Annotated in this window: 24 protein-coding genes; 14 read left to right on the forward strand and 10 right to left on the reverse strand. The window is 67.4% G+C overall.

Annotated elements, in window-relative coordinates; translation table 11 throughout:
* The first annotated feature begins 516 nt into the window (after positions 1-516).
* Complete coding sequence (locus A3CU_RS55275; RefSeq protein ID WP_281174171.1) at positions 517-645, forward strand: hypothetical protein; 129 nt, start codon at positions 517-519, stop codon at positions 643-645.
* Positions 646-717: 72 nt separating this feature from the next.
* On the opposite strand, the gene A3CU_RS0131965 is transcribed toward A3CU_RS55275, so the two are convergent.
* Together A3CU_RS0131965 and A3CU_RS0131970 are read right to left on the reverse strand one after the other, a co-directional pair.
* On the reverse strand, positions 718-1,692 hold the full coding sequence (locus tag A3CU_RS0131965) for an alpha/beta fold hydrolase (RefSeq protein WP_027945683.1): 975 nt from the start codon (positions 1,690-1,692) through the stop codon (positions 718-720).
* A gap of 9 nt (positions 1,693-1,701) precedes the next feature.
* Entirely contained in the window at positions 1,702-3,177 is a 1,476-nt protein-coding gene (locus A3CU_RS0131970; protein WP_027945684.1) for an MFS transporter, read from the reverse strand.
* 206 nt (positions 3,178-3,383) lie between these two features.
* Between A3CU_RS0131970 and A3CU_RS0131975 the strand changes: the two genes are divergently transcribed.
* The 7 genes from A3CU_RS0131975 to A3CU_RS0132005 all read left to right on the forward strand — a co-directional run bounded on the left by A3CU_RS0131975 (position 3,384) and on the right by A3CU_RS0132005 (position 9,519).
* The gene (locus tag A3CU_RS0131975; protein WP_052372522.1) at positions 3,384-4,871 is read left to right on the forward strand and encodes an FAD-dependent oxidoreductase; all 1,488 of its coding nucleotides are present in this window, start codon (positions 3,384-3,386) and stop codon (positions 4,869-4,871) included.
* Positions 4,872-5,279: 408 nt separating this feature from the next.
* Positions 5,280-6,155, forward strand: a complete 876-nt coding sequence (locus A3CU_RS0131980; RefSeq protein WP_027945686.1) for an IclR family transcriptional regulator — start codon at positions 5,280-5,282, stop codon at positions 6,153-6,155.
* Between the two features lie 41 nt (positions 6,156-6,196).
* On the forward strand, positions 6,197-6,841 hold the full coding sequence (locus A3CU_RS47755) for a TetR/AcrR family transcriptional regulator (RefSeq protein ID WP_052372524.1): 645 nt from the start codon (positions 6,197-6,199) through the stop codon (positions 6,839-6,841).
* 41 nt (positions 6,842-6,882) lie between these two features.
* Positions 6,883-7,764 carry an LLM class F420-dependent oxidoreductase gene (locus A3CU_RS0131990; RefSeq protein ID WP_027945687.1) on the forward strand — a complete coding sequence of 294 codons (882 nt, stop codon included), beginning with the start codon at positions 6,883-6,885 and terminating at the stop codon, positions 7,762-7,764.
* Positions 7,761-8,234: a nuclear transport factor 2 family protein gene (locus A3CU_RS0131995; RefSeq protein WP_027945688.1), complete on the forward strand. Its 474-nt coding sequence runs from the start codon at positions 7,761-7,763 to the stop codon at positions 8,232-8,234. Before A3CU_RS0131990 ends, A3CU_RS0131995 begins: the two co-directional genes overlap by 4 nt.
* Positions 8,235-8,236: 2 nt before the next feature.
* On the forward strand, positions 8,237-8,989 hold the full coding sequence (locus A3CU_RS0132000) for an SDR family NAD(P)-dependent oxidoreductase (RefSeq protein ID WP_052372526.1): 753 nt from the start codon (positions 8,237-8,239) through the stop codon (positions 8,987-8,989).
* Positions 8,986-9,519: a nuclear transport factor 2 family protein gene (locus tag A3CU_RS0132005; RefSeq protein ID WP_027945690.1), complete on the forward strand. Its 534-nt coding sequence runs from the start codon at positions 8,986-8,988 to the stop codon at positions 9,517-9,519. Before A3CU_RS0132000 ends, A3CU_RS0132005 begins: the two co-directional genes overlap by 4 nt.
* 24 nt (positions 9,520-9,543) lie before the next feature.
* Here A3CU_RS0132005 and A3CU_RS0132010 read toward each other — a convergent pair whose 3' ends face one another.
* Both A3CU_RS0132010 and A3CU_RS0132015 read right to left on the reverse strand, forming a co-directional pair.
* A complete protein-coding gene (locus tag A3CU_RS0132010) occupies positions 9,544-11,004 on the reverse strand; it encodes an MFS transporter (protein WP_027945691.1) in 1,461 nt (486 codons plus the stop codon).
* 127 nt (positions 11,005-11,131) lie between these two features.
* Entirely contained in the window at positions 11,132-11,770 is a 639-nt protein-coding gene (locus tag A3CU_RS0132015; RefSeq protein ID WP_027945692.1) for a TetR/AcrR family transcriptional regulator, read from the reverse strand.
* A 59-nt stretch (positions 11,771-11,829) separates the two neighbouring features.
* On the opposite strand from A3CU_RS0132015, the gene A3CU_RS47760 reads away from it, so the two are divergent.
* Positions 11,830-13,143 carry an alkyl sulfatase dimerization domain-containing protein gene (locus tag A3CU_RS47760; protein ID WP_052372528.1) on the forward strand — a complete coding sequence of 438 codons (1,314 nt, stop codon included), beginning with the start codon at positions 11,830-11,832 and terminating at the stop codon, positions 13,141-13,143.
* Between the two features lie 59 nt (positions 13,144-13,202).
* Positions 13,203-14,027, forward strand: coding sequence for an alpha/beta fold hydrolase (locus A3CU_RS0132025; RefSeq protein ID WP_027945693.1), 825 nt, complete (start codon positions 13,203-13,205; stop codon positions 14,025-14,027).
* Between the two features lie 93 nt (positions 14,028-14,120).
* Here A3CU_RS0132025 and A3CU_RS0132030 read toward each other — a convergent pair whose 3' ends face one another.
* Entirely contained in the window at positions 14,121-14,795 is a 675-nt protein-coding gene (locus A3CU_RS0132030) for a GntR family transcriptional regulator (RefSeq protein WP_043843293.1), read from the reverse strand.
* Positions 14,796-14,996: 201 nt separating this feature from the next.
* Here A3CU_RS0132030 and A3CU_RS50225 point away from each other — a divergent pair, with 201 nt between their 5' ends.
* On the forward strand, positions 14,997-15,431 hold the full coding sequence (locus tag A3CU_RS50225; RefSeq protein WP_052372530.1) for a hypothetical protein: 435 nt from the start codon (positions 14,997-14,999) through the stop codon (positions 15,429-15,431).
* A 12-nt stretch (positions 15,432-15,443) separates the two neighbouring features.
* Here A3CU_RS50225 and A3CU_RS0132040 read toward each other — a convergent pair whose 3' ends face one another.
* The 3 genes from A3CU_RS0132040 to A3CU_RS0132050 form a co-directional block, all read right to left on the reverse strand.
* On the reverse strand, positions 15,444-16,061 hold the full coding sequence (locus tag A3CU_RS0132040) for a nucleotidyltransferase family protein (protein ID WP_027945695.1): 618 nt from the start codon (positions 16,059-16,061) through the stop codon (positions 15,444-15,446).
* Between the two features lie 145 nt (positions 16,062-16,206).
* Positions 16,207-16,869: a response regulator gene (locus A3CU_RS0132045; RefSeq protein WP_027945696.1), complete on the reverse strand. Its 663-nt coding sequence runs from the start codon at positions 16,867-16,869 to the stop codon at positions 16,207-16,209.
* Entirely contained in the window at positions 16,866-17,984 is a 1,119-nt protein-coding gene (locus tag A3CU_RS0132050; RefSeq protein ID WP_027945697.1) for a sensor histidine kinase, read from the reverse strand. Before A3CU_RS0132050 ends, A3CU_RS0132045 begins: the two co-directional genes overlap by 4 nt.
* A gap of 197 nt (positions 17,985-18,181) precedes the next feature.
* Here A3CU_RS0132050 and A3CU_RS47770 point away from each other — a divergent pair, with 197 nt between their 5' ends.
* A complete protein-coding gene (locus A3CU_RS47770) occupies positions 18,182-18,580 on the forward strand; it encodes a DUF6223 family protein (RefSeq protein ID WP_052372532.1) in 399 nt (132 codons plus the stop codon).
* A gap of 27 nt (positions 18,581-18,607) precedes the next feature.
* Positions 18,608-20,776: an MMPL family transporter gene (locus A3CU_RS0132060; protein WP_027945698.1), complete on the forward strand. Its 2,169-nt coding sequence runs from the start codon at positions 18,608-18,610 to the stop codon at positions 20,774-20,776.
* Between the two features lie 90 nt (positions 20,777-20,866).
* Here the strand turns inward: A3CU_RS0132060 and A3CU_RS0132065 are convergent, their stop codons facing one another.
* On the reverse strand, positions 20,867-21,478 hold the full coding sequence (locus A3CU_RS0132065) for a TIGR03086 family metal-binding protein (RefSeq protein WP_052372534.1): 612 nt from the start codon (positions 21,476-21,478) through the stop codon (positions 20,867-20,869).
* 307 nt (positions 21,479-21,785) lie between these two features.
* Here A3CU_RS0132065 and A3CU_RS54095 point away from each other — a divergent pair, with 307 nt between their 5' ends.
* Entirely contained in the window at positions 21,786-23,639 is a 1,854-nt protein-coding gene (locus A3CU_RS54095) for a plasmid pRiA4b ORF-3 family protein (RefSeq protein WP_211246568.1), read from the forward strand.
* Between the two features lie 43 nt (positions 23,640-23,682).
* On the opposite strand, the gene A3CU_RS47775 is transcribed toward A3CU_RS54095, so the two are convergent.
* The gene (locus A3CU_RS47775; protein ID WP_084144053.1) at positions 23,683-25,086 is read right to left on the reverse strand and encodes an MFS transporter; all 1,404 of its coding nucleotides are present in this window, start codon (positions 25,084-25,086) and stop codon (positions 23,683-23,685) included.
* Between the last annotated feature and the right edge of the window lie 19 nt (positions 25,087-25,105).

Genomic DNA, 25,105 nt, shown 5'->3' on the forward strand with positions numbered 1-25,105 from the left:
TCCTCGGCTTTACCGGCGAACTCGGCGACCGCCTCGTACTGCATCGCCTGCAACCGGCAGATCTCGGCCTGCGTGGACTGAATACGCCGCAACAACCCACGACGAGCCAGCACCCGCGCCGGANTCTCCGGAAACGGATCCACCAAATCCGGCTCATACACGCAGTACACCGACATCTCCTCGGCAGTCAAGACATCGACGAGCATCTGCTCAGGCACGGACTCGGAACTCTGAGACGACATGCACCCATTGTATCGAACCCATGACCGAACGTCACACGCGAAAGAAGTTCACGTACGAGCGTGGCTCATGTAGCGGCTTGTAGAAATTTCTTCCAGCACGTGTCCCGCGGATCTTGATGGATATATCTGGTAGGTCGCTGTCGTGGATTAGGAATGGCTGAGCCGGCGCGACCTGTCCGATCAGCAATGGCAACGGCTCGTGCCACCCACCGCGGAGCAACAATGCCGCCGCGCCGCCGGTCGATACGGCGGCTCCGGCCGCTCCCACACCAACATGGCACCGAGTTCGAACACGCCGCCAGTTCCGGCCGCCCGCGAACTGTTCCCCGACGACGTCGACCTGCTCGCGCCCGCCCCGAGGTTCCTGTTCTTCGTCCTACAGGCCGACTGGCGGCCACGGTGACGCGACATCGTGGGAGCACCCGCTACAAACCGAAACCCACCCAGTCCTCGCCCTCGCGGCCGCCATCACCCGCTACAGACCCGCTCTCAGTGACTCGAGAAATTCCACCATAACCTCGGTGACCGCATCGGGCCGCTCCATCTGCATCATGTGACCCGCACCGTCGAGAATGCGGACGTCACGCACATCCTGATACCGCTGGTGCAACTGCTCCAACGGCTCCTTACCGTGCCAGACGGCGAGATCGACGTCCTTCTCGCTGCCGATGAAGAAGTACGGAACGGTAATCTTCTTTCCCTGGTACGCCTTGCGTTGCTCCCACCTGATATCCGACACCCGGTACCAGTTCAGCCCGCCCGTGAAGCCGCTCGCGCTGTAGTTCTCCACGTAGAGTTCCAGTTCCGCCGCCGACAGCCATTTCCACGGCAGCGGCGGCGCTTCCGGCAGCGCATCGATGTATGTCGTGCCTGGCGGGTGCTGCCATGACGACAGGTAGTCCGCGTCCCCGGAGAGCGCGAAGAAGACCTTCTGGAGGAAGGTTCGGGGTGCGGCATCGAGATCACGGTCCGCCACGCCGGGTTCGATGAAGTAGTGAATGTGGTAGAAGTGCTTCCGGCCGGCCTCGGCGGCGAGCGCCAGCGGCGGCTTCTCGGGCTGGTTGATGAACGGATTCTGGAGTCCGATGAGGGCGGCGACCCGCTCCGGGTGGCGGTGGGCAAGGTCGTACGCGGCGAACATCCCGAAGTCCAGTCCGCTGAAAATCGCCCTCCGGCCTCCGAGGTGATCCAGCAGCCCCAGTAGGTCACCGGTGACCGCGGGCACGTCGTAGCCGCGACAGTCCCGCGGACCTGACGTGCGCCCCATACCGCGCATGTCGGGGGCGACGACCCGGAATCCCGCTTCGGCGAGCGGGCCGATCTGGTGGCGCCAGCTGTACCAAAGATGCGGAAAACCGTGCAGCAGCACCACCAACGGCCCGCTGCCCTGTTCGACATAGTGCACGTCCAGCCCGTTGATCCGGCAGAACCGGTGTTCCCACTCGCCCATATCGCTCACCTAACTCGTGGCGGGCTGGTGCTTGTCGGTCGTCGGCGCCGCACGGTCCGGTGCCGCACCGCCGCTGGCGGGTCTGCGACCGTGCCGCATCGCCAACGTAAGGGCCAGGGCCAGCACACTCACCCCGAGGAGCACGAGGTAGGCAACCTGGTACCCGGTATCGCTGGTGATCGTCTTACCGCTGCCGACGGGCACCGAATACGCCGCCATGATCGCACCAGCGACGGCCGTACAGACCGAGTTCATGACGCCGAGCGCCGTGTAGAGCAGGGAAGTCGTGACGCCTTGCGCATTCGTCGGAACCGCCTCGATGATGAGGTTGTTCGCGCCCGCGTAGAAGAAACCAAGACCGACGCCCATGAAGGCGGCGATCAGCCCGATCATCACGTGGTTGCTCGGTTGACCGGCGAGGATGAATATCACGCCGGCCATCGACCCGATGATGGCGATCAGCAGCGTGGTCCGTGGCGCGAACCGCCGGCTGACCCAGCCCGCGACATACCCTGCCACCGCACCGACCAACCCGAACCAAAGTCCATAGTAGACACCGTAGTCCAACGCGCTCAGGCCCAGGCCATGCTCGGCCACACCGGGCACGCGAGGAGTACGCAGCAGCTGAGGCGCGAGCACCGAACTGTTGGCCGTGGACACGAAAATGCCGGCGCCTGCCGCGAGCAACGTCAGCCATACCTTCGGTTGCCTCACGAGACCGACGTCGACCAATGGCTCGGCACGCCGCCGTTCCAGAAGCACGAACAAGGCCAACAGCACCACGCACAGCGGGATCGCGTAGGCAAGCGTCTGCCGCTGGACCACGCCCAGCACCAGTATCGCCATGGCCAAGCCGAGCAGCACACCGCCGAGCACGTCGATTCGATGTTTCGCGCGAACTCGTGTTTCCGGGACCACCAGCAACACCAGTGTGGTAACTATGACGTCATAGCCGAAAACGAACCAGAACGCGCTCCGGAATCCGTAATTCTCGACGAGGTAGCCGCCGAGCAGTGGACCGGCGAACGCGGAGACCCCGGTGCCGACACCGAGCGCGCCGACTCCCAGCGGCACCAGTCGCGGCGGGAACAGGTCGCGGATGAGCCCGTACCCAGTGACGTAGGCGATCACGAACGCCGATTGCATGACCCGGCCGAGGAGGAACAGCCAGAAGAACGGGGCCAGTGCGCAGATCACCGATCCGATGGCGAACAGTATCGCGGCGCCTATCAATACCTTTTTCTTGCCGTGCACGTCGGCCAGCTTTCCCGCAACGGGAAGGAAAACGAGAGAGGCCACGAAAACGACGGTCATGGTCAGCGCGACCTGCTTGGTTTGGAATTCCGCCGCGATATCGGGGAGGCCGACACTCACCAGGGTGAACTCGAAATTCGCGTTCTCGGTGACCAGCGCGATCGCCACGACGATCAGCACGTAGTACCACGTCGGCCCTTCGGCCGCTGGTCGGTTCGCCAGGCGTCTCATGTGTGCGCCACCGCCTCCGGTTTTCCGCTGAGCCCGCCTGGAACCAACCATGGCCACCCGCGATCTCGGCCGGCCCGTCCCACTCAGTGGGCGACTGCCTCGGGCACCGGCGCAGCATTGCATGACGCAGGGTCGATTGCTAACCTCAACCAAGCGCTTGATACAGCTGCAACGGTCAGTCATTGGTCGAGAAGGGCTGGTCAGGGATGGACGCGAAGGTCGCGGCGACACTCGAGGAAGAATGGGACGCGGAGGCGGACGTCGTCGTGCTCGGCGCCGGCGCCGCCGGATGCGCGGCCGCGATCGAAGCTCACGACGCCGGTGCTCGCGTGCTCGTGCTGGAAAAGCTGCCGCACGGCAAGGAGGGTGGCAACACCCGGGTTTCCGGCGGCGCCTGGTTCCACAACCGAGATCCACAACGGGCCGCGGTGTACCTGCGAAGCCTGTGCGCCGGCTATCCGCTGCCGGAACCGGTCGTCAGGACCTGGGCCGAGGAAACCGCGTTGAACACGCAATGGATGCAGGAGCGGGTCGGCGCGCGCGTAGCGGCGGTGAGCGCGGCCATCGGCGATGGCGGCGACAGCGAGATACCCCCGGAATTCCCTGAGCTGGACGGCAGCGACGCCTACGGCGGCTACCGGGCGGTGAACGGCCAGATGGGTAACGCGGTACTGGCCGAGACGCTGCTACAGGCGGTGAAAACCCGCGGAATCGAGGTGCGACCCGAGACGCCCGCCCGTTCGCTGGTGCAGGATCGAGACACCGGTGCGGTGCTCGGCGTGGTGGCAACCGAGCCGAGCGGCCATACCTTGCGGGTCCGTGCCGCTCGCGGTGTCGTGCTCGCGACCGGGGGCTTCGAGGCGAACGCGGAGATGGTCCGGGACTACCTCCGCCTGCCGGACACGCTTACCTGGGGTAATCCGGCGGCCACGGGCGACGGGCACAAGATGGCGCAAAAGGCCGGCGCCGATCTGTGGCACATGGACAACATGATGACCATCGAGGGGTTACGCGTTCCCGGTTTCTCCAGTGGCTTCTACACCCGGTTCTCCTTCGCCCAGGGCTTCATCTTCGTCGGCCTCGACGGCCGCAGGTGCATCAACGAGCTGCCACAGGCCGGCCATGGGCAGGCCAGGATTCACGGTGGATACGAGCACGTGCCGAGTCGTCGCCTGCACGTGGTCTTCGACGAGGCGACCCGGGTCGCCGGCCCGATCTCGCCACGCCGCGAGATGCTGCCGGTCGGCTGGAACCTCCTCGTCGAGGGATACGACTGGAGCGCTGACAACAGCGTCGAGATCGAGAAGGGCTGGATTCACAAGGCGGAAACGATCGGGGAACTGGCGAACAAGCTCGACGTCGATCCGGCGGTGCTTACCGCGACGGTGCGGCGTTACAACGCCGATTGTGAGCAGGGCGAAGACACCCAGTTCGGTCGTCCACATCGGACCTTGGTGCCGTTGCGCACACCTCCGTACTACGGGTTCACCTCCGCCCCGATGGTGGGGTGGAGCAACGGCGGGCCTCGCCGGAACGAGAACTGCCAGGTTCTCGACCCCTACGGTGAGGTGATCAAGGGATTGTTCGCCGCGGGCAGCGTCAGCTCCACCTACAGCTGGTGCAAGGACGGCGGCATGCACATCGCGGATGCGCTCGCCTTCGGTCGGGTCGCGGGGCGCGCGGCCGCGCGCTGAGATTGGAGCATCGATGACACCTCTTGTGTTGACTCGCGGCAATCACGGTGACCACCGAGCGCGCGCCTTTGTCCCGCCATCGGGGCGGCGGGGCGCCCTCATCGCCGACTTGACTCGACCCCGTATGCAGCGCCCTGTCGACACAGTCAAGGGGGTCTGGGGGCTTGCCCCCAGTCGGGGGTGTGGGGGCGGAGCCCCCGCAAGGCGCTGGGTCTGGGGGCTTGCCCCCAGTCGGGGGTGTGGGGGCGGAGCCCCCGCAAGGCGCTGGGTCTGGGGGCTTGCCCCCAGTCGGGGGTGTGGGGGCGGAGCCCCCGCAAGGCGCTGGGTCTGGGGGCTTGCCCCCAGTCGGGGTGTGGGGGCCGAGCCCCCACAGGACACGGTCGCGCGCAAAGCCGCGGAGGAACACTGATGACCACTAGCGTTCCCGCCGCCCGGCAGTGCCGTACCACGCCGCCTCCGCCGTCGATGCTCGACCGGATGACCCTGATCATGGACTGCTTCTACGGCCGGGCGGTACGGCTTTCCATCGAGGACGTCGCCCGGGCCACCCGCCTGCCCCGGTCCACGACCCACCGCATCCTTGTCGATCTGGTGAGACTTGGCTGGCTGGCACAGACCCCGTCCGGGTACTGCATCGGAAGCCGTGCGCTGTCCTTCGGCAACGACGGCGGGCACGGGCGGCTGCGGGAGGCAACCGCCGCATCCTTGCACGACTTGGCTCTGCGCACCGGGATGGTCGCGCATCTCGCGGTCCTCGCGGACGCGGACATCTGCTATCTCGACAAGGTGGGCGGGCACTTCGCGGCGAAAGTACCGTCCTGGGTCGGCGGTCGCGCACCGGCGCATTCCACCGCGCTGGGCAAGGCGATGTTGGCGTGGCTGCCTCCGGAACACGTTGACCTGCAGGTCGGCGGCGCGATGACCCGCCAGGTCAATCGGTCCGGCCGCCGGCTGGAAACCTTGCACCAGGAGCTGGCCAGGATCCGGGGACGCAACGGGCTTGCCTTCGAGCGCGACGAGTGTTTTCCCAGCGTGGCGGCGGCCATCCGCTCCGCGGAGGGACCGGTGGCCGGCATATCGCTGTGCGGGAAGGTGGACGCGCAACTCGAGCGGGTCGCGCCGCTGGTGGCGCGTGCCGCCAAAGAGGCTTCGATCGAGCTGTTCGGCGAACGACGCGCAATACGCCCCCGGCATTACCGTCCGGCACCCGAACTGCCCGAAACATGGTCACCCGAGGCCATGAACTCGCTGCTCGCCGTAGGATCCGGTGGGAACTGGATGTAGCTCGAGGCATCCGGCGTATTCGAAACGCGGGAGGCAGCAGTATGGCAGAGCCGCAAGACCGCCGGAATCTCATCATCTCCTGTGCGGCCGAACTGTTCGCGCGCAAGGGTGTCGGTGCGACGACCGTCCGCGAAATCGCCGACGCGGTCGGCATTCTATCGGGCAGCCTGTACCATCACTTCGAGTCGAAAGATGCGATTGTCGACGAGGTGCTCGGCTACTATCTCGACAACATCAAGAAGCGCTACGCCGAGGTGATGGCCGGCGAGAAGAGTCCGGCCGAACGGCTGCACGAGCTGGTATACGCCTCGCTGCTGGTCGCGGAGGAGTGTCCACATGCGACCGTGATCTACCAGAACGAACTGCATTATCTTCGCGAACAACCGCGGTTCCGGCACGTCCAGCTCGCCGCCGCGGATATCCAGCAGACCTGGTTGCAGGTGATCAACGAGGGCGTGCGGGACGGCAGCTTCCGCGACAACATCGAGCCAAGGGTGTTCTACCGGTCGATCCGGGACGCCGTCTGGCTGTCGACACGATGGCACCGCCCCAAGGGTCCTAACCCGACGGAGCGGCTCGCCGAGGATGTCACCTCGATCTTCCTGGACGGGTTCTCCGCCAAGCCACGTCCGGCCATTCCGCCCGCTGCCCGCCGGCACCGGGATCGCAGCGCGACCGGCTGCTGACCGGTAGCCAACCAAACGCTCGCTTGGGTAGCATGACGAGCATGAAATATGCGGTCCTGGCCCCCGTTGCCGCCGGAGTCACCGCACGACCGGAGTGGATCGGCGAGTTCGCCGAGCACGTCGAGGAGTGCGGATTCGAGTCGATTGTTGTGGTGGAGCACGCCGTCGTGGCCGCCACGTATTCCAGCGTTTATCCCTACGACTCGTCCGGCAAGATGGAGCTGGGGGCGAGCTGCGACATCCCCGACCCGCTGGATCTGCTCGCCTTTCTCGCCGCCCGCACCAGCAGGCTCGGGCTGGCCACCGGAATGCTCGTGCTGCCGAATCATCACCCCGTCGTGCTGGCCAAACGCGTGGCCACCATCGACGCGCTGTCGAACGGCCGGGTTCGGCTCTGCGTCGGCGTCGGCTGGATGAAGGAAGAAGTCGAAGCCTGCGGCGCGGAGTTCGCCAGCCGGGGACGACGTGCGGACGAACAGATCGACGTGCTCCGTGCGCTGTGGTCCGGTGACACCGAAACCGGGGTGAGCCATCACGGTGAGTTCTTCTCCTTCTCCAACGCGGTGACCCGGCCGAAGCCGGCCCACCGGGTTCCCATCCATATCGGCGGGCACAGCCTCGCCGCGGCGCGACGGGCGGGGCGGCGTGGCGACGGCCTGCAGCCGCTTGGGGTCAGCGGCGAAAAGCTGGCAACGCTGGTGGACGTGATGCGCGACGAGGCCCAAGCCGTCGGCCGCGATCCCGGCGCGCTCGAACTCTCACTGGGGCACCTGGTCTCCGCGATCACGCCCGAGAAGTCGGAGAAACTCGCCGCACGGGGCGTCGGCCGCATCGTGCTCCGGCCCTCGCCGACGACCGATCTCGCCGCCGCCAAGAAAGAACTGTCGGAATGCGCCAAGCGGCTGGAGCTGAGCGCGCCGTGAGGCTGTCCGCCGCGGACCGAATCGAGCTGACCGATCTGGTCTCCCGCTACGCCGCCTACGTCGATGAGCGTTCGCCTGAGGCCCCCGAACTGTTCTGCACGGACGCCGTCCTCGTCATGCCGTCACCACCGGGGCGCCTCGACCCCGTCGATGTCCACACTGGACGATCTGAAATCGGTGCCGCGCTTGCCGCGCTCGACGACTTCCCGTTGACCCGGCATGCGATCACCGGATCGGTCTTCGACCCCGGCACGCACCCGGGAACCGCGACCGGACGAGTGGCCTGCATCGCCCACCACCTCCGTGAACGTGCCCCGGGTGAAGTCGGGAATATCGTCTGGCACTTGCACTACGCCGACCGCTACGTCGAGACCAGGGCGGGTTGGCTCTTCTCCAGGCGCGAGGTCCACATCGACTGGATAGAGACGGGCAAACCCAGGCGGTGGCGCATCGAGACGGAAACAAGGTGACGATGAGCGGTCACGACGATCTCAACTTCGGCTTCACCCCCGGCGATGTGCTGCTGGTCAGCGGCGCCGGCAGTGGCATCGGACGAGCCGTCGCGCTGCGTGCCGCACAGGTCGGGCTCGCCGTCTCGGCGTGGGACCTCAACGAGCGGACGGTCGGTGAGACGGTCAGTGCGATCAGCGATTCCGGCGGCACCGCGATCGCGGTCACCGCCGACGTTTCCGACAACGCCGCGGTCGAGCGCGGTTTCGCCGCGACCACGCGGAACCTCGGCCCGATCCGCTACCTGGTGAACAACGCCGGCCCGTCGTCCGCCGTCGAGATGCCGTTCGACGATGGTCTGTTGGCCGGCGTCGGCAGTGTGCGCCGGATGACCGAGACCTGGCTTGCCGGCGAAGTCCCCGACGGGGCCGCCGTGGTCAACGTCGCGTCGGTGGCGGGCAACTTCCTCGGCACCGAGTCCCCCTGGTACTGCGCGACCAAGGCCGCCGTCAGCGGCTACACCAGATATCTCGCCACCTATCGCACCGGCCAGGTGCGCAGCAACGCGGTCGCGCCGGGAATGGTCGACACGCCGAGGCTGGCGGGTTTCGCGGCGAGTGAGGTCGGGAAACGGTCGCTGCAACGCAACCCCCTGCAGCGGATGGCGACCGGCGACGACATCGCGTACGCCACCCTTTTCCTGCTCTCGCCGCTGGCCTCCTACATCAACGGGGTCGTGCTCCCGGTCGACGGCGGCTGGCTGGTGGCCCAATGACCGAGCCCGGTGAGTTGCGCATTCTCCTGGACAAGCAGGCGATCCGCGAGGTGGTGATGCGCTACTGCCGCGGCATCGACCGGCTGGACTTCGACCTGGTCCGCTCGGTGTACCACGCGGACGGCGTCGATCACCACACCGGATTCGACGGCCCGGTCGACGACTACCTCGCATGGGTGGCTCCGTTGTTGCGTCTTTTCGGCGGCACCACTCATATCGTCGGTAACCACCTCTCGGAAATCCGCGGCGATGTCGCGGTCGCCGAAACGTACGGCACCGCGGTGCATTGGGGCGACCCGCCATCGGATCCGCGCCGCAACTTCACCACCGGTTTCCGTTATGTCGACCATATGGCACGGCGGGACGGTCGGTGGGCGATCGTGGAGCGGTTCGCGGTGCGGGAATGGACACACTCCGATGTGGACACCCGGATCGAGCCGGAGGCGAAGGGGCCCCGCGGCCGGCGTGACGGCCTCGACCCGGTCTTCGAGTTGCGCCGTCGCGTGCTGCCCGAGGAACCAACCGGCTGATGGCTTGGCCCCCGCGATCGCCGGTCAATCCCCGGCGGCGTCGGGTGCGACGCCACCGGTCGCGGGTTTCCGGCCGTGGCGCATCAACAGCGCCACGATGAGCCCTACTGCCGCAGCCACCGCCAGGACCAGGAAAGCCTGCTGAAATCCTGCCATACCGTAGATGATCGCCCCGGATTTCGGCACGATCTTCACCACGTCGGCGGCGATGATCGCCCCGGCTATCGCGCCCGCGATCGACCCCACGCCCTGCTCGACGGTGTACTTCATCGAGGCGCTCACCCCCTGAACCTTCGCCGGCACGGCCTCGATGACGAGGTTGGCCGCGGCGGCGTAGTAGAAGCCCTGCCCGATTCCCATCAGCGCCCCGAGCACCCAGACCTTCCAACGGTCGTCGGCGAACCCGGCAGCGACCAGGCACATCGACACCGTCCATCCGGCGGCGCTGATCAGCAAGGCGGTGCGGGGACCGAACCTTCTGCTGAGGAAACCGGAGAGAACACCACAGGCGGCCGCGCAGACTCCCATGACCAGCGCGAAGTTGAGGGCGTAGCCCAAGGCGGACAGGCCCAACCCCTGCTCCGCTCCCGGTATGGCGGGCGTACGGAGCAGTAGGGGCATGAGCACAGCCTCAGACCCGACGACGAACCCCACCGCCGCGGCGCAGGCCAGCGTCATGGACATGGCCGGCCGGGCCAGCAGTCGCATGGAGATCAGCGGCTGGCTCTTGCGTCGTTCCACCAGGACGAACACCACAAGGAGCACGATGCCGAGCGCGGCGGCCGGCAGCCGCCACGCCGGCACGGTGCTGGCGAAGATCAGTGCGCCCACGCCGATCCCCAACAGGGCCGCACCGGTGAAGTCGAGGGTGTGGCTGAGCCGGACGTCCGACTCGGGCACGAACAGCAGGACCAGCAGTCCGGTGATGACCGCGTAGACCAGCAGGAACCAGAAACCGCTGCGGAAGCCGAAGGCGTCGATCAGCGCGCCGCCGGCGAGGGGTCCGAGCACCGCGGACGCGCCGAAACCGGTGCCCAGGCCACCGATGCCGATCGGAACCCACTTCGGCGGCAGCAGGTCACGCACCAACCCGTAGCTGATCACCGTGCCGACCAGGCCGAAGGACTCCAGCCCCCGCCCGGTCAGGAACAGCGCGTACGACGGGGCCAGTGCGCACAGCACCGTGCCGAGCACGAACAGCAGCGTCCCCAGCAACAGCGTGAGCTTCTTGCCGTGGACGTCGCCCCATTTCGCCAACAGCGGTATCACGACCGCGCTGGCCAGCAGCGGTACCGACTGCACCAGGCCGATGCTGGTGGTGCCGAAGGCCGCGGCCATGTCCGGCAGGCCGGGCGTGACCACCGTAAATTCGAACGCGAACACCTCGGTGAGCAGTACGAGTAGGACGACGATCAGGACGGGATGCCGCCCGTGGTTTGTGGTTGCCTTCGCGGAAATCGCGAGCTCACTACGGTCGAGGGGCATGGCGGGGACCCTCCTTGGTTACCGGGTGGCTGGGCAGCGCCCGGGTTTGTAGGAAGGTAAGAGCCGTTACACCGCCCCAAGAACGGTGGTCTCACACACCGGGACCCCGCCGGAGGGCGCCGCGCGGTCAGCGCTGCGTTCCGGCCGATGCGGGAGCCGCCAGCAGCGCCACGGCGGTCTCGACGAGTTCCGCCACCGTGCGCTGGGCGTCCTCGGGCGAGAGCTGCTCCTCGTCGCGCCGCCGCTCGAGGTCGGCCAGCACCCCGACCACGAGCAACTGCAGCTGGCGGATCCGTTCCTGTCGTACCGGAACGGAAAGCTCCTCAAGGCAAGCCGCGATCATGCGGTGCAGGGCGTACACGCCGCTGGCGAAACCGTCGCGAAAGCTCTCCGGGAACGACTTCCGGGACAACACGTACCGGTTCGCGAACCGGGCGTACCAGCTCGATTCCTCCGCCTCGCTCACCGACTCGGCCAACGGGAGCACGTATGCCTCGACCAGCGCCCTGAGGTCGCCCTGGCGCCCGTCCTTCCGGATCTTGCGCAACACCGCCTTCCGGCGCTCGTTCAGCGGCGCCATCCGCAGCTCGTACAAGGAAGCGAGGAGCGAGTCCTTGGTCCCGAAGTGGTACTGGACGGCCGAGTTGTTGCGGTGTCCCGATGCACTGCCGATTTCCCGCAGCGAGACGCCGTCGATTCCACGCTCGGCGAACAGCCGCTCCGCGGCGAGGAGGATACGCAACCGGGACTCGCTGTTGACAGACATGCCGCCATTATAAGACGCTGTGACTTATCCGAATAAGACAGATTGACTTAGGAGCGGCCATGTCCCAGGCGACCACCGATGACTGGTTTGACACGGAGACACATGTGGCCCTGTCCCGGCGTGCGTTCGGTGACATCAACCCGATCCAGAACAGGCATCTCGCCGCGCGGGAGGTCTCTGCCGGCCATCCCGCCCGGGTCGAGCAGGTGGCCGCTCGCACGTGGATGATCCAGCCGGGCATCTCGAACGTCGCCCTGTTCGAGACCGACGCCGGGCTACTGCTCGTCGACTGTGGCTGCGCCGGAGACGGCCCCACGCTGCGGGACGCGATCCGCAGTTGCAGCGACAAGCCGCTGCACACCGTGGTGTTCACGCACGGCCACGTGGACCACGCGTTCGGGCTCTGGGCGCTGTTGGCCGACGGCGAGCGGCCCCGCGTCATCGCTCACCGCAACCTGGTGACGCACTTCGACCGATACCGCAAGACAGCCGGGTTGAACACGGTTATCAACTTCCAGGAGCCGGGCGCCAGCGGGCGCGCCTGGCCCAGTGAACCCGAGGACTTCCCCCGGCCGGACATGCTGTTCGAGGACGGCTGCGAACTGCGGCTGGGCGATGAACGTTTCGTCGTCCGCCACGCCAAGGGCGAGACCGACGACGCCGCCTGGGTATGGGCTCCCGAGCGCAGTGTGATCGCGGCCGGTGACCTGGTCGTGGGCTACCTCCCCAACGCCGGCAACCCCCGGAAGGTGCAGCGGTACGCCGAGGAGTGGGCCGACGCGGCGGAGGAGATGGCGGCCCTCGCGGCGGAGGTGATCATCACCGGGCACGGGGAGTGCGTGCGCGGCGCGGAGGCGATCCGCGACGAACTGCTGACCATGTCGGAATACCTGCGGTTCATCGTCAGGCACACGCTCGACGGGCTCAATGCCGGGCTGCTGCCCGACGAGATCGTCGACTCACTCGCCGTACCCGAACACCTCGCCGGTCATCCGCGATTGCAGCCCCACTACGACCGCCCTGAGTTCATCTGCCGCAACGTGATCCGCCGCTACGCCGGCTGGTGGGACCGGTACCCGGCCAACCTGCTGCCCGCACCAATGGCCGACCGGGCGCGAGAGGTCGCCCGCCTCGCCGGTGGTGTGGAGGTGCTCGCGGCACGCGCGCTCGAACTTGCCGACTCCGACCTGCGGCTGGCGTTCCACCTTGCCGAGTGGGCGTTCCTCGCCGACGAGCAGAACCCGGACGCGCAGGACTGCTACGTGCGAATCGGGGATCGACGGCGCGACGCGGAGCAGTCGATCATGGTTAAGCTGGCGTTCAGTGAGCCCGCCCGCCGGGTCGCTGCCGTACGCGCCCGCCAGCGAGGGTAAGGCCGATCCCGGCACCCCTGGCGGTCATCCCGGTGTTTCGCTCGCGTCAGAATACGGTCATGCAGCTGAAGAAGACCTTTCGATGGCGGGACCGGTCAGTGGCGTGGGACAAGATCGGTGCCGGCCCAGCGGTCGTGATGTGCCACGGCACACCGTGGTCGGCACAGCTGTGGGTGCCCTTCGCCCGGGCCTTGAGCGCGGAGTTTTCGGTCTATCTCTGGGACATGCCCGGTTATGGGCAGTCGTCCAAGCACGCCGGGCACGCCGTGGATCTCGGTACCCAAGCCGAGTTGCTGACCGATCTGCTGGCCTACTGGGGCCTGGACCAGCCGCATGTGATCGCCCATGACTACGGCGGGGCCGTCTCGCTACGGGCGCACCTGCTGCATCAAGCGCGGTACTCGTCGCTGTGTCTGGTCGATGTGGTGGCGCTGCGGCCGTGGGGGTCGGACTACTTCCGGCTCGTGGCCGCCAATCACGAGGTGTTCGCCGCGCAGCCCCCGGCGGTGCACCGTGGTGCGCTGGAGGCCTATATCGCCACCGCGACCCATCGGGGACTGTCGAAGGACCAGCTGAACACCTTGACCACGCCGTGGCTGTCCTCCGACGGGCAACCTGCCTTCTACCGGCAGATCGCCGCGGCCGACGAGCGATTCACCGACGAGATCCAGGATCGGTACGGCGAGATCGACCTGCCCGTCCTGGTCATCTGGGGCGCTGCGGACACCTGGATCCCGGTCGATCGAGCGCACCAGTTGGCCACGACGATTCCCGGGGCAGCACTGGAGATCATTGACCAGGCAGGGCACCTGATCCACTACGACGCGCCCGTCGAACTCGCGGTCGCGCTGCACCGGTGGCTGACCCGCCAACTCCAGCGGTAAGCCCACGGCACGTGCGTTCGCCCGTGCGGGACCGGTGGAATGTGACACCCGTCGAACCATGCGGCTGCCACCCCCGGTGCGGTGGCTCGAAGGTCAAATGATCGCCCGGATCGCTTTCTCGAACCCGACGACATGCGCATGCGCGCGCTTTTCCGCACTGTCGCCGTCGCCAACGGCCACCGCACGGAGAAGCCCGGCGTGCTCGCCGATGTGCCGGTCGAAGTCGGTCATCCGGTCGATGAACAGGCAGAAGATCCGGGTGGCGAGGTTGTGGTAGCGGACGAGTGTGTCCTCGAGGTGTGGATTGCCTGCCGCGCGGTAAATCTCCCGGTGTACCCGGAGATCCCACTGCATGAGCTCGTTGCGTGCCATCGAGCGCACGTCGGTGCCGGCTATCGTCTCGGCCAGTTCGTTGATCTTGGTGCGGACCGGCTGCGGGGCCTTCTCCGCGGCACGGCGGGCGGCCAGCGGTTCAAGCTGCACCCGGATCTCCGAGATGTGGGCCAGATCCGTGATGTCCACCCCGGTCGCGAACGTCCCCCGGCGCGGATACGACACCACCAGCCGATCCACCTCGAGGCGTTTGAGCGCCTCGCGCACGGGCGTGCGGCCGATGCCGAGGGATTCGGCCAGCGCCAGATCGTCGATGGGTGCCATCGGCGGAATCTCCAGCATGATCAACCGGTCCTGAATGTCGGCATAGGCGCGCTCGGCCAGCGACATCGGAGCCGATTGGAGCTCTTGCGGCGCAGCGGTCACGGGCAACATCCTAGTCCACTGAAAACCATTCACTCACATACGACTCAGCTGGAACTGATATCCCAGTCCCGGGGTCACCGTTCGATGGCGGCTCCGACGTCTCGGCGTCTTGACAGCGGACCAACATGAGGCCACTATCAACCAGTAGGTTGAATAACTTAGGGTTATAGATGAGCACGGACCTGCTCGATTCACGGTAAGGAATCGGAGATGACCACGAATCCCGCCCTGCAACCGCTGGAACTCCTCGTCGGCGACTGGGAAATGGACCTGTTCAACGCCGAGTTCCTGCCCGACCCCGAGACGAGGGTGCGTGGTTCGGCCACCTTCGCCTGGGTCGAACAAGGCGCTGCCCTGGTGATGCGCCAAGGCGACAACGCGACCTGGATCATCGGCCGGGACGACTCCGCCGACGACTTTCACGTGCTGTACTCCGACAACCGCGGCGTTTCCCGGGTCTACCGGATGACCTTCGACGGGCACCGATGGACGCTACAGCGGAACACAGCCGAGTTCTCCCAACGCTTCGAAGCCACCATCGGCACCGAGGGCACCACCATTGAAGGCCGCTGGGAGAAATCCTTCGACGCAGGCGAGAACTGGCAACACGACTTCAACATCAATTACACGAAAACAACGCCCTGAAAGCTCACACCATCAAGGTAGGTGCAGTTCGTTTTCGGGCCAGGGCAGCACCGTCAGCCCGGGCCACTGCTCGCGCCATCGCCGGATCTTGGTCTCGTAAACGTCACGGGGAGCCTGCCCGGGGTTGGGCCGGACCACGAGATTGAACACGTCGGCCAGACCGTGCGGCGCGTAGATGCGCCACTGATCGTCGCCATCGAGCCGGACGCCCAGGCAACAGGTCGTTGCCGCGAACGAGTCGATGGCCGCCTCGGTGGACGGGTAGGGCGGACACGGCACGCCGAAATGATCCTCGTACCACAGGTGGACTCGCGCCTCGTTGCGAATCTCCACGACGGCCGGCAGATCACCGAAGACGCGGTTGCCTGCTTGGATGACCTCGTTCTCGGCTTCCCAGCTGAGGTCGGAACCGTCGAAGTAGAACAGGTCGTAGTCCTTGATGCCCTCGCTCGGCGGCCGGTTGGTGACCACGTTCCACACGGTCTGGAACAGGCAGCCGGCGGTCAGGTACCAGCCCGGAAGAGCAAGCGTCGCCGCGCGATCGAGCACCTCCATGAGCAACTCGTTGCGCCTCAGCGCGGTGCGGAGTGCTTCGAGTTGCTCGGTCACCGGGAGCCGGCTGATCCGCATTGCGTATTTCTAGCAGCACCTGATCACGAAAAAGCGAAAGCGCCTACGCGGCGTTATGGGCCCGCCGGGGACGGTGCTTGCGACAAGATTTCCCCCGGCCCTGCAGTTCACCCCGCCCGACGAACGGGATTTCCTCACCACGCAATCAACGGTTTCGAGGGATGACCAGGCCCGATTCGTAGGCGAGGACCACGAGTTGCGCGCGGTCGCGGGCATGGAGCTTGGTCATGGCCCGGTTGACGTGGGTTTTCGCGGTCAGTGCGCTGATCACCATGCGGTCGGCGATCTCGTCGTTGGACAGGCCCTGCGCGACCAGTGCGACGGCCTCGCGTTCGCGATTGGTCAGTTCCTTCAGTTCGGTGTCGGTGCCGGGGTTGAGCGGCTGGGTGACGTACCGGTTGATCAGCTTGCGGGTGATCGACGGTGCGAGCAGGGCGTCGCCACGGGCGGCGACGTGCACGGCGTGCAGGAAGTCCTCCGGCTGGATGTCCTTGACGAGGAACCCGGCCGCGCCGGCGCGCAGCGCGTTGAAGACGTACTCGTCCAGGCCGTAATTGGTGAGGATGACGACGTGCATCGAGCCCAGGGCCGGGTCGTCCGCGATGCGCCGGGTCGTCTCGATGCCGTCCATGACCGGCATCTGGATGTCGATGAGCGCGACGTCGGGCAGGTGTTCCTTGGCCAGGGCCAGACCCTCGGCACCGTCCGCGGCCTCGGCCACCACCTCGATGTCGTCCTCGACGTCAAGGAGCGCGCGGAATCCGCTGCGGATGAGCGGCTGGTCGTCGACCAGCAGGACACGGATCACGACGTCTGGTCCACGGGAAGTTCGGCTTGGACGGTGAAGCCGCCCTCGCTGCGCGGTTCCGCCCGCAGGCGACCGCCGAGGGCGGTGACGCGTTCGCGCATCCCGAGCAACCCGACGCCGGGCTCCGGCACGGAGTCCGGCGTGGCCTTGCCATCGTCATCGACCCGGATGACCAGAGCGTCGGGACGGTGGTCGATCCGGATCGACGCGGTGGCGGCGCGGGCGTGACGGGCGATGTTGGTCAGCGACTCCTGAACGATCCGGTACGCGGTCCGGTCCACCGCGGCCGGCACGTCGTTCCGGTCTCCCTCGATCGTCAGCTTCGCGTCCAGTCCGGTCGTCCGGGCTCGTTGCACCAGGTCTGGAACATGATCGAGCCCACGCGGCGGCGTCTTGTCGTCGTCGCGCAGCGCCTCCAGAGTCGCGCGCAGCTCCCTGGCCGCCTCACGGCCGGCCTCCCGGATCGCCAGCAACGACTCGGGCACCTGTTCACCTCGCTTGTGGGCCAGGTGGACGGCGACTTCGGCCTGCACCTTGATGACCGAGATCTGATGGGTGAGCGAATCGTGTAGCTCCCGCGCGATGTGCAGCCGCTCCTCGTTGGCGCGGCGCCGCGCGGTCTCCTCGCGGGTGCGCTCGGCCTCATCCGCCCGTCGCTCGGCTTGTCGCAGCGCCTCGCCCGCCGCGCCGGCCGCGATCAGCCAGGCAGCTTCGAGGGCGCCGCGGGCATGCGTGAACGCCTCGCCCAGGGACAGGTCGCGGGGAGATACCAGGACCGCGAACGGCAGCGTTGCCACCAAGATCAGCGAACCCGCCACCGTGACCACGCGATGTCCCGTCCGGAACGTGGCGTACACCGCGACCACATATGCGGCGGCAGGCACGTCGAACCCGAGGGCCTGGTAACCCAGGGCGCACAGCGCGGTCACGGTCAACACGGTGATCGGGGCCCAGCGGCGCGCCGCCAGCGCCAGGCCGCCGGCGATCAACAACACGTAGCCCAGCGGACCGAAACTCGTGGCGGGGTGTTGCTCGGACAGCCCGACGACCAGCAAAACCGCCGCCACACCGGCGGCGATCGCCCAATCGCTGACCGCGATCCGTCCCCTGCTCATGCCTGCACTCTAACCGGACATCCGCGCGGGCAACTCCTGCGCGCAGACGATCAGTCGCCTACTACGCACGCAGCAGGTTCGCGGCTCCTACGGCAGCGGTAGCAACGCAAATTGCCTGCGTACAGGGAACGACCGGCAGTGGGTCCGGCGGAGATGATCAGGCGACCGCCGCCCCAGGGGAGAAGAAGGAGCACCGCATGTCCGTGTTAGCCACCGCCGCACCAGCGGTCGAGCAAGCCGTCGATTCCTACACCTTGACCACCGGGCGTCTCCTGTCCTTGGTGGGCACGGTGTCCGGGCTGGCCGGCCTGGTCATCGGCGGGCTGGCGCTGGCCCGCTCCCGTCGTGCCGGCGCCCGCCCCGGGAAAAGGGGAGCCATGGTGGCCCTGGTGGCGGGGCTGGCCTGCCTGGTCATCGGCGGCGTGGTGGTGGCCGCCGCCGACGGTGGTCCCGGCACCGGCTACGGAATTGTCGGGGGCTTCGTGGACCTGGTGGTCGGGCTGATCGCCACCGTCCTCAGTGGACTCGCGCTGGCCCGCTCCCGTCGCGCCACCTCGCCGGCTGACCGCATCCACCACGAGCGCGTGCTCGGCTGAGACAAGACGAGACCCGAGGAAAAGACAATGGCAACCGACACTGCCCGTACCGACGGAGTTCTGGCGGGCCTGGCCCGGTTCTGTTACCGGCGGCGCCGCCTGGTCCTCTTGACCTGGATCGTCGGCGTGATCGCGGTGGCGTTCGCCGGCTTCGGCTACGGCGCCGCCCCCGACAACGACTTCTCCGGCGGAGACACCGACTCCGCCAAGGCGCAGGCGCTGATCGAGGAGCACTTCCCCGAACGGCAAGGGGACACGCTGACGCTCGCGATCAAGGCGGACAACGGGATCGACGACCCCGCCGCCCGGCAAAAGATCGAGAAGGTCCTCGCCGAGCTGGCCACCTCGCCCGTGGTAGGACCGGTGACCTCGCCGTATCGGGACGAGCATCTGGTGACCCAGGATCGTCATATCGCCCGTACGACGATCCCGCTGACCCACAAGGAGGTGGACAAGACCGAGGTCAAGCCCCTGGTGGACATGGTGAAGAACGCCTCCGGCGACGGCGTGACGCTCGGGATGGGCGGGACTCAGGCGGAAAAGGCCGAGACACCCCCACAGGGGTCGGCCGAGAGCGTCGGCATCCTGGCGGCAGCGGTGATCTTGTTCATCGCCTTCGGGTCACTGGTGGCGATGGGCCTGCCGATCGTGACCGCACTGCTGGCGATTGCCGCCGGCATCGCCCTCATGAAGCTGGTTGGTTACCTGGTCCCCTCACCGGATTTCACCCCGATCATCGCCGCGATGATCGGGCTCGGCGTCGGCATCGACTACGCGCTGTTCATAGTGACTCGTTACAAGGACGGCCTGCAGGCCGGAGACGAACCCGAGACCGCCACGGTCAAGGCCGTCGCCACGGCCGGTCACGCGGTCCTGTTCGCCGGCACGACCGTCGTGATCGCGATGATGGGCCTGACCGTCATGGGACAACGGCTGATGACCGGAGTAGCCGTCGCCACGTCGGTGATCGTGCTGGTCACGATGATCGCCGCGGTGACCCTGCTGCCGGCGTTCCTGGGCTTCACCGGCCACAAGATCAACTCGCTGCGCCTGCCCCGTCGCACGTCCCGCCGGCAGCAGGCCGCCGGGTCCCCGGAGCGCCGTACCCTTGCCGAGCGCTGGGCCGGCGTGGTGCAGCGCCGGCCGCTGGTCGCCACGATTCTGGCCGGCGCGACCCTGCTGGTGCTGGCCGCCCCCACGCTGTCGATGCGGCTGAGCCTGCCCGACGCCAGCGTCCAGCCCCACGACCGGAGCAGCTACACCTCATACGAGATTCTCTCCGAGGGCTTCGGTCCCGGCTACGGCGCACCGCTGATCTTCGCCGCCCAGGCAAAGTCCACAGAGGATCTGCGTCCCGTCGTCGAAGCGGTCGGCAACACGGAGGGCGTCGCCTACGTCACGCCGGCTCAGGTCAGCACGGACGGGCAGGCCGCGACCTTCATGGCCTTCCCCAAGACCGGATTCCAGGACCAGGCGACCACCGACCTGGTGCACCAGCTCCGCAGCGACGTGCTGCCCAAGGCACCCGGCGGCGGAGAGGTCTACGTCGGCGGCCCGAACGCCCTCACCATCGACCAGGCCGATGACATCGGTTCGCGCCTGCCGCTGATGATCGCGGTCGTGATCGCGCTGTCCCTGGTACTGCTGATCGCGCTGGTCCGGTCGGTCACGATCGCGCTGCAGGCCGCCGTGATGAACCTGCTGTCGATAGGCGCCGCCTACGGCGTGCTCGTCGCGGTCGTCCAATGGGGATGGTTGGGCCCTGCCTTCGGTTTCCCCACCGCCATGCCGCTCACGACCTGGGTGCCAATGATGATCTTCCCGGTCCTGTTCGGCCTGTCCATGGACTACGAGGTGTTCCTGATCTCGCGGGTCCGCGAGGAATACGAGCGCACCGGGAACACCCGGGAGGCCGTCGCGCGCGGGCTGGCGCGGACCGCCAAGGTCATCACCGCCGCGGCCGCCATCATGGTCGCCGTCTTCACGACCTCCTTGCTCGGCCCGGACGTCGCGGTCAAGCAGGGTGGTCTGGGCATGGCCGTCGCGGTGCTCATCGACGCCACCATCGTCCGGATGGTCCTCGTCCCCGCGGTGATGGAACTGTGCGGCAAGGCCAACTGGTGGATGCCCGGACGCCGCGCGCCCAAGGCGACCTCGGGTCCCCCGGCCGAGGCCAGGGAAGAGGCCAGAGTCTGACCCTTCCCGAAGAACGCAGGCGGCCTGCCGGTGAAGACCATCGGCAGGCCGCCTGCGTGGTGGAAACGTGTCGCACCGCGGATTCAGCGGTCACATTGAGGGGTTCCTGCCCATCCGGTGCAACAGCCGGTCCTGTTTGGACGCTTCCCGAGTGAGCGTTCCTGCGGGAGCAGCAAAGAACCGATGGGTCGTCTCGGCGGCGACGGGTGTTTCGGCCAACCCAGCGTAGATCGCTTCAAGGTGATCATCGATCCACGCGACCAGGTCGGGGTCGAGGCGGTCGTCGACACCGAGAGCCCGGGCAAGATCCCACGTGTGAATGGTGGCATCCGTGGTGCGTACGGCAAGTGCCTGTTGCCCGGACACTCGGCCCAAGGGGTAATCCAATATCTGCTGCAGGGCTCCCGGCTGACCGAACGCGTCGGCGCATTCCCGCGCCGACGCGACGTACGCCGCAATCGGATCGCTGCCCAGCGCGTCGAGGTCACGCATCCGCAGGAACTCCGCGCTGGTACCACCCGCGAGCAGCGCAACATAGTTGATATTTCCCCGGGTCATGTGATTGACCAACTGACGCACGTTCCACTCCGTGCACGGAGTCGGCAACGCCCATCGATCGGGGCAGACCAACCGCAATGTCCGCTCGAATCCGGCACTGGCGGTGACGAACCGATCAACGACCCCTTCCAGAGACTTGTCCATATCGGACAGTCTGTACTCAGCCGGCGGTCGATGCTGGCGGATATCCGACACGACGTTCCAGCCGGGCTCAGGACGATGTCGCCGGGAAGCGAGCGTTCTCGATGACCCCCAGCAGGCTCCCGTCCGGAGCGGTGCCCAGCATGGCTAGCCACCAATGAGCCGACGCACCATCGGGAAACCGTCTGCGGACCCAGTCATGCCGATCTCGGCTAGGATTGCCGGAGTTTGCGGTACTCCCCGCCATGAGAGCGGGCGGACTCCAACACCCTCCACGCCCTGCGCACCTATGGACATATAGCCTGCCCGCATGCGACCCCATGTTGTTGAACACCCACTCTCGCTGGAGCAGTTGGCGTCGGCAGCCCGGGAATGCCGGTTGCTCGCTGCCGCGGGGACGTTGGCCGAGTGGATCGGGACCGGCCGACCGGTCACCACGCGGGGTGTGCTGAAACCAGCCGCCGCGGTCGAAGCATGTGACCTGCTTGGTATCGAACTGCCCACACGCAAGCCCCGCAGCGCATTGGACATCGGGCCGCTGATGATGGTGTGGGCAGCGGCGTCCGCGGCCGGTTTCATCGAGGTGGACCGTGGCCGGGTCACAACTGGGCTCGCGCTCCGGCAGTGGACAGCCGGCACCTCGGAAGACGTCGTGGCGATCTGGACCCGATGCGCAGCGGAGGCGCTCGGCCTTGCGGGCTCGACGGATCCGGCCGATCTGGACTTCCTGGTCCTGTTGGCCACGCTGCACGAGCGTGATGGCGCGGCCACAATGGACGAGTTGGGTGAGAACCTCTTCCCGGACGACGACGCGCTCCACTGCTCGTGTCCGGACTGTATGCCCGGCTCCCCGCGGAGGCTTCTGTCCGACGATGTCGACTTTCTCGATAGCACGGAGGACATCGAGGATCTCGTCGCGGCCCTCAGTGAGTTCGGGATCGCCGTCCTGCGGGGCGAAAGCGCCGAGCTGACGCCACTGGGCCGCTGGTTCACCGACTTCCTGTTCCGGCAGAGCGCTCCCACCGCCGACGCCGATGCGGCCACCATGGTCCATACGGTGGCTCCGCTCCCCGACCCCGTCATCGCGCTGATGTCCCGCCCCTGGCTGTCCGCCCGTACCTCCGCCGCAGCCGCCCGCGAACTGATCGCCACCGGTGAAGCCACCTCCGGACAGGAGCGCCTCACCGCCCTCACCCTGGCCCGCGAGTGCGGCCCGGACGCGGCACCCGCATGGCGGGAATGGGCGGCCAAGGACGGGTTCGGCGCCCATGCCCGAGTCTGGCTGGCCGAGCAAGACGACTCCGAGCCGGCCGACACCGACCTGGCCTGGATCACCGCCGACACGCTGGACGTCCTGCTCAGGTCGCTGCCGCCCGAGCTACCCGCGGAGCTGCTGTCCGCCGCAATCCAGGCTCAAGCCGGTGCCGAGATCGGCAGGGTCCTGCCGCTGCTGGCCGGCAGCGGCCCTCCGGCCGCACCCCGGTTGGTCGAGTTGCTGACCAGCAGTCCGGTGGACGCGCTCGCCGAGCTGGGCGGACTGCTGCCCGGGATGAGCCTGGATACCCCGGCTCCCGCGGATCGCCCGGTCTCGCCCGCGCGCTCCGGTCGTTCCGCCGCCCGGTACCAGATCAAGGTCCAGCTACGCGGCGTGGCGAAACCGCCGGTGTGGCGGCGCCTGGAGGTACCGGCCGACCTGAGCCTCGACCGGCTTCATGACGTGATCCAAGCCGCAATGGGCTGGTACGACTGTCACCTCCACGTATTCTCCGACGGCTGGACCGAATACGGACGGCCGGACCCCGAACTCGGCCATCGCGACGAGCGCGGAGTGCGCCTGTCCCAGATACTCACCGGCGTCGACGACAAGATCCGCTATACCTACGACTTCGGCGACGGCTGGGAACACGACATCACCCTGGAGAAGATCTTGCCTGCCGGTTCCGAGGTGACCAGCGCGGTCTGCACCGCTGGCAGGGGAGCGTGCCCGCCCGAAGACTGCGGCGGCACGTGGGGCTACCAAGAATTGAAAGCAACACTCGCCGACCCCAAGGCCCACGAGCACGACACCATGGTCGAATGGTTGAACCTTGCCTCGGGCGATAACTTCGATCCCCACGAGTTCTCCACAGTGGACGTAAATCGCAGGCTCAGCCCTTCGGTCTGAGAGCCCGCCGTCCCCGACGGAGCGGGGTTGGTCGCACGCGTACCTACTTTCCCGTGCGCAAGGTCTTGTCGATCAGGGTGGAGACGAGGAGCGCGGCGGAACCCACGGTGAGCACGGCGCCGAGACTGTGCAGGCCGTGGTCGGTCGCGGTGTCGCCGAAGGTCAGGCCGATGAGGCTGGCCGAGGCGATCGCGCCCACGTACATGAAGCTGCGCATCAGCCCGGCGGCCACGCCGGTCTGCTCGGCCGGCGCCTGCGCGTACAGCGCGGTCTGGTTGGGCGCGACGGTGAGTCCGTTCTGCACCCCGAACACCAGGCCGATCCCCAGCAACTGCCAGGTCGGCGCGTTGCCGTGCACGACAAGCAGGCTCGCGCTGCCGGCGGTCAGGGTGGCTGCCCCGGCGACCAGCAGCCCCCACACCCGCCTGGGCCGGGCGGCGACCAGCGACACCACGGTGGCCACGGCGAACGACGGCGTCATGAGCAGTCCGGCGGCCGACGCGGACCGGCCCGCGCCCTGCTCCAGCCAGATCGCCCAGCCGTAGACGAAGCAATAGGTCACCAGCATGGTCAGCCCGTACCGCAGGTAGGTCGTGGTCAGGCCGCGGTTGTGCACCAGCATCCGGACATCCACGAACGGCGTGGCAGCACGCAGTTCCCAGCCGGCCAGCGCGGCGAACAGGACGACGGCAAGGGCCAGCAGCCACCACTGTGGGCGGGCCAGGTCCATCAGGAACACCAGCAGCGCGGTGAGCGCCCCGGCGAACAGGGCCACCCCGGTCGGATCGATCGCCCGCCACAGCGGTTCGCGCTGCTCGCCCCGCTCGTCCCGCTCGTCTGAGGGCAGCCACACCATTGCCAGCAGTGCGCTGAGCAGGCCGAGCGGCACATTCACCAGAAAAGTGAACCGCCAGCCACCGAGCATGACGAGCAGCCCACCCAGGGTCGGGCCGACGGCCATGCTGACCTGTCCCGCGATGGCCAGCGAGCTGAGCACCCCACTGGGTGCCGGTTGGCGCAGCCGGGCCGACTGCCGCCGGATCAGCGCCATCGCCGCCGGATACGCGGCCGAGGTGCCAAGGCCGATCACCACCCTGGCCACCACCAGAACGCCCAGGCTGGGCGAGACGTAGCCGAGCACGCCGCCGACGATCACCAGCACGGCGCCGGACAGGTAGACGCGGCGGGGACCGAGCCGGTCGGCCAACCGGCCCATGGTGGGCTGCCCGATCGCGGTGGCCAGATACAGCGCGGACACCAGCCAGGCGGTGCGGTCCGAACCGGCCGCGAACGTGTGACCGATCGCCACCAGCGCGATCGCGATGATGGAGGAGTTGATCGGGTTCAGCAGCGAGCCGATCGAGACCGCGCTGACGAACCGGGCGCCGAAACCGATGCGTTCCGCTCGGGTGTCTGTCGATCGCGGGGTGAGCGTTGCGCAAGCCATCTGCACATCCTGTTGCCAC

This window comes from Amycolatopsis taiwanensis DSM 45107, from assembly GCF_000519205.1.
GTDB lineage: Bacteria > Actinomycetota > Actinomycetes > Mycobacteriales > Pseudonocardiaceae > Amycolatopsis_E > Amycolatopsis_E taiwanensis.

Bases quoted from the DNA above. Each gene is read 5' to 3' on its own strand.
- A3CU_RS0131965 (WP_027945683.1), bottom strand. From the start codon at position 1,692: ATGGGCGAGTGGGAACACCGGTTCTGCCGGATCAACGGGCTGGACGTG.
- A3CU_RS47775 (WP_084144053.1), bottom strand. From the start codon at position 25,086: ATGGCTTGCGCAACGCTCACCCCGCGATCGACAGACACCCGAGCGGAA.
- A3CU_RS0131975 (WP_052372522.1), top strand. From the start codon at position 3,384: ATGGACGCGAAGGTCGCGGCGACACTCGAGGAAGAATGGGACGCGGAG.
- A3CU_RS0132000 (WP_052372526.1), top strand. From the start codon at position 8,237: ATGAGCGGTCACGACGATCTCAACTTCGGCTTCACCCCCGGCGATGTG.
- A3CU_RS0131970 (WP_027945684.1), bottom strand. From the start codon at position 3,177: ATGAGACGCCTGGCGAACCGACCAGCGGCCGAAGGGCCGACGTGGTAC.
- A3CU_RS47755 (WP_052372524.1), top strand. From the start codon at position 6,197: ATGGCAGAGCCGCAAGACCGCCGGAATCTCATCATCTCCTGTGCGGCC.
- A3CU_RS47770 (WP_052372532.1), top strand. From the start codon at position 18,182: ATGTCCGTGTTAGCCACCGCCGCACCAGCGGTCGAGCAAGCCGTCGAT.
- A3CU_RS0132040 (WP_027945695.1), bottom strand. From the start codon at position 16,061: ATGCGGATCAGCCGGCTCCCGGTGACCGAGCAACTCGAAGCACTCCGC.
- A3CU_RS0132030 (WP_043843293.1), bottom strand. From the start codon at position 14,795: ATGTTGCCCGTGACCGCTGCGCCGCAAGAGCTCCAATCGGCTCCGATG.
- A3CU_RS0131990 (WP_027945687.1), top strand. From the start codon at position 6,883: ATGAAATATGCGGTCCTGGCCCCCGTTGCCGCCGGAGTCACCGCACGA.
- A3CU_RS0132010 (WP_027945691.1), bottom strand. From the start codon at position 11,004: ATGCCCCTCGACCGTAGTGAGCTCGCGATTTCCGCGAAGGCAACCACA.
- A3CU_RS55275 (WP_281174171.1), top strand. From the start codon at position 517: ATGGCACCGAGTTCGAACACGCCGCCAGTTCCGGCCGCCCGCGAACTG.
- A3CU_RS54095 (WP_211246568.1), top strand. From the start codon at position 21,786: ATGCGACCCCATGTTGTTGAACACCCACTCTCGCTGGAGCAGTTGGCG.
- A3CU_RS0132060 (WP_027945698.1), top strand. From the start codon at position 18,608: ATGGCAACCGACACTGCCCGTACCGACGGAGTTCTGGCGGGCCTGGCC.
- A3CU_RS0132065 (WP_052372534.1), bottom strand. From the start codon at position 21,478: ATGGACAAGTCTCTGGAAGGGGTCGTTGATCGGTTCGTCACCGCCAGT.
- A3CU_RS0131980 (WP_027945686.1), top strand. From the start codon at position 5,280: ATGACCACTAGCGTTCCCGCCGCCCGGCAGTGCCGTACCACGCCGCCT.
- A3CU_RS0132005 (WP_027945690.1), top strand. From the start codon at position 8,986: ATGACCGAGCCCGGTGAGTTGCGCATTCTCCTGGACAAGCAGGCGATC.
- A3CU_RS0132025 (WP_027945693.1), top strand. From the start codon at position 13,203: ATGCAGCTGAAGAAGACCTTTCGATGGCGGGACCGGTCAGTGGCGTGG.
- A3CU_RS50225 (WP_052372530.1), top strand. From the start codon at position 14,997: ATGACCACGAATCCCGCCCTGCAACCGCTGGAACTCCTCGTCGGCGAC.
- A3CU_RS0132050 (WP_027945697.1), bottom strand. From the start codon at position 17,984: ATGAGCAGGGGACGGATCGCGGTCAGCGATTGGGCGATCGCCGCCGGT.
- A3CU_RS47760 (WP_052372528.1), top strand. From the start codon at position 11,830: ATGTCCCAGGCGACCACCGATGACTGGTTTGACACGGAGACACATGTG.
- A3CU_RS0132015 (WP_027945692.1), bottom strand. From the start codon at position 11,770: ATGTCTGTCAACAGCGAGTCCCGGTTGCGTATCCTCCTCGCCGCGGAG.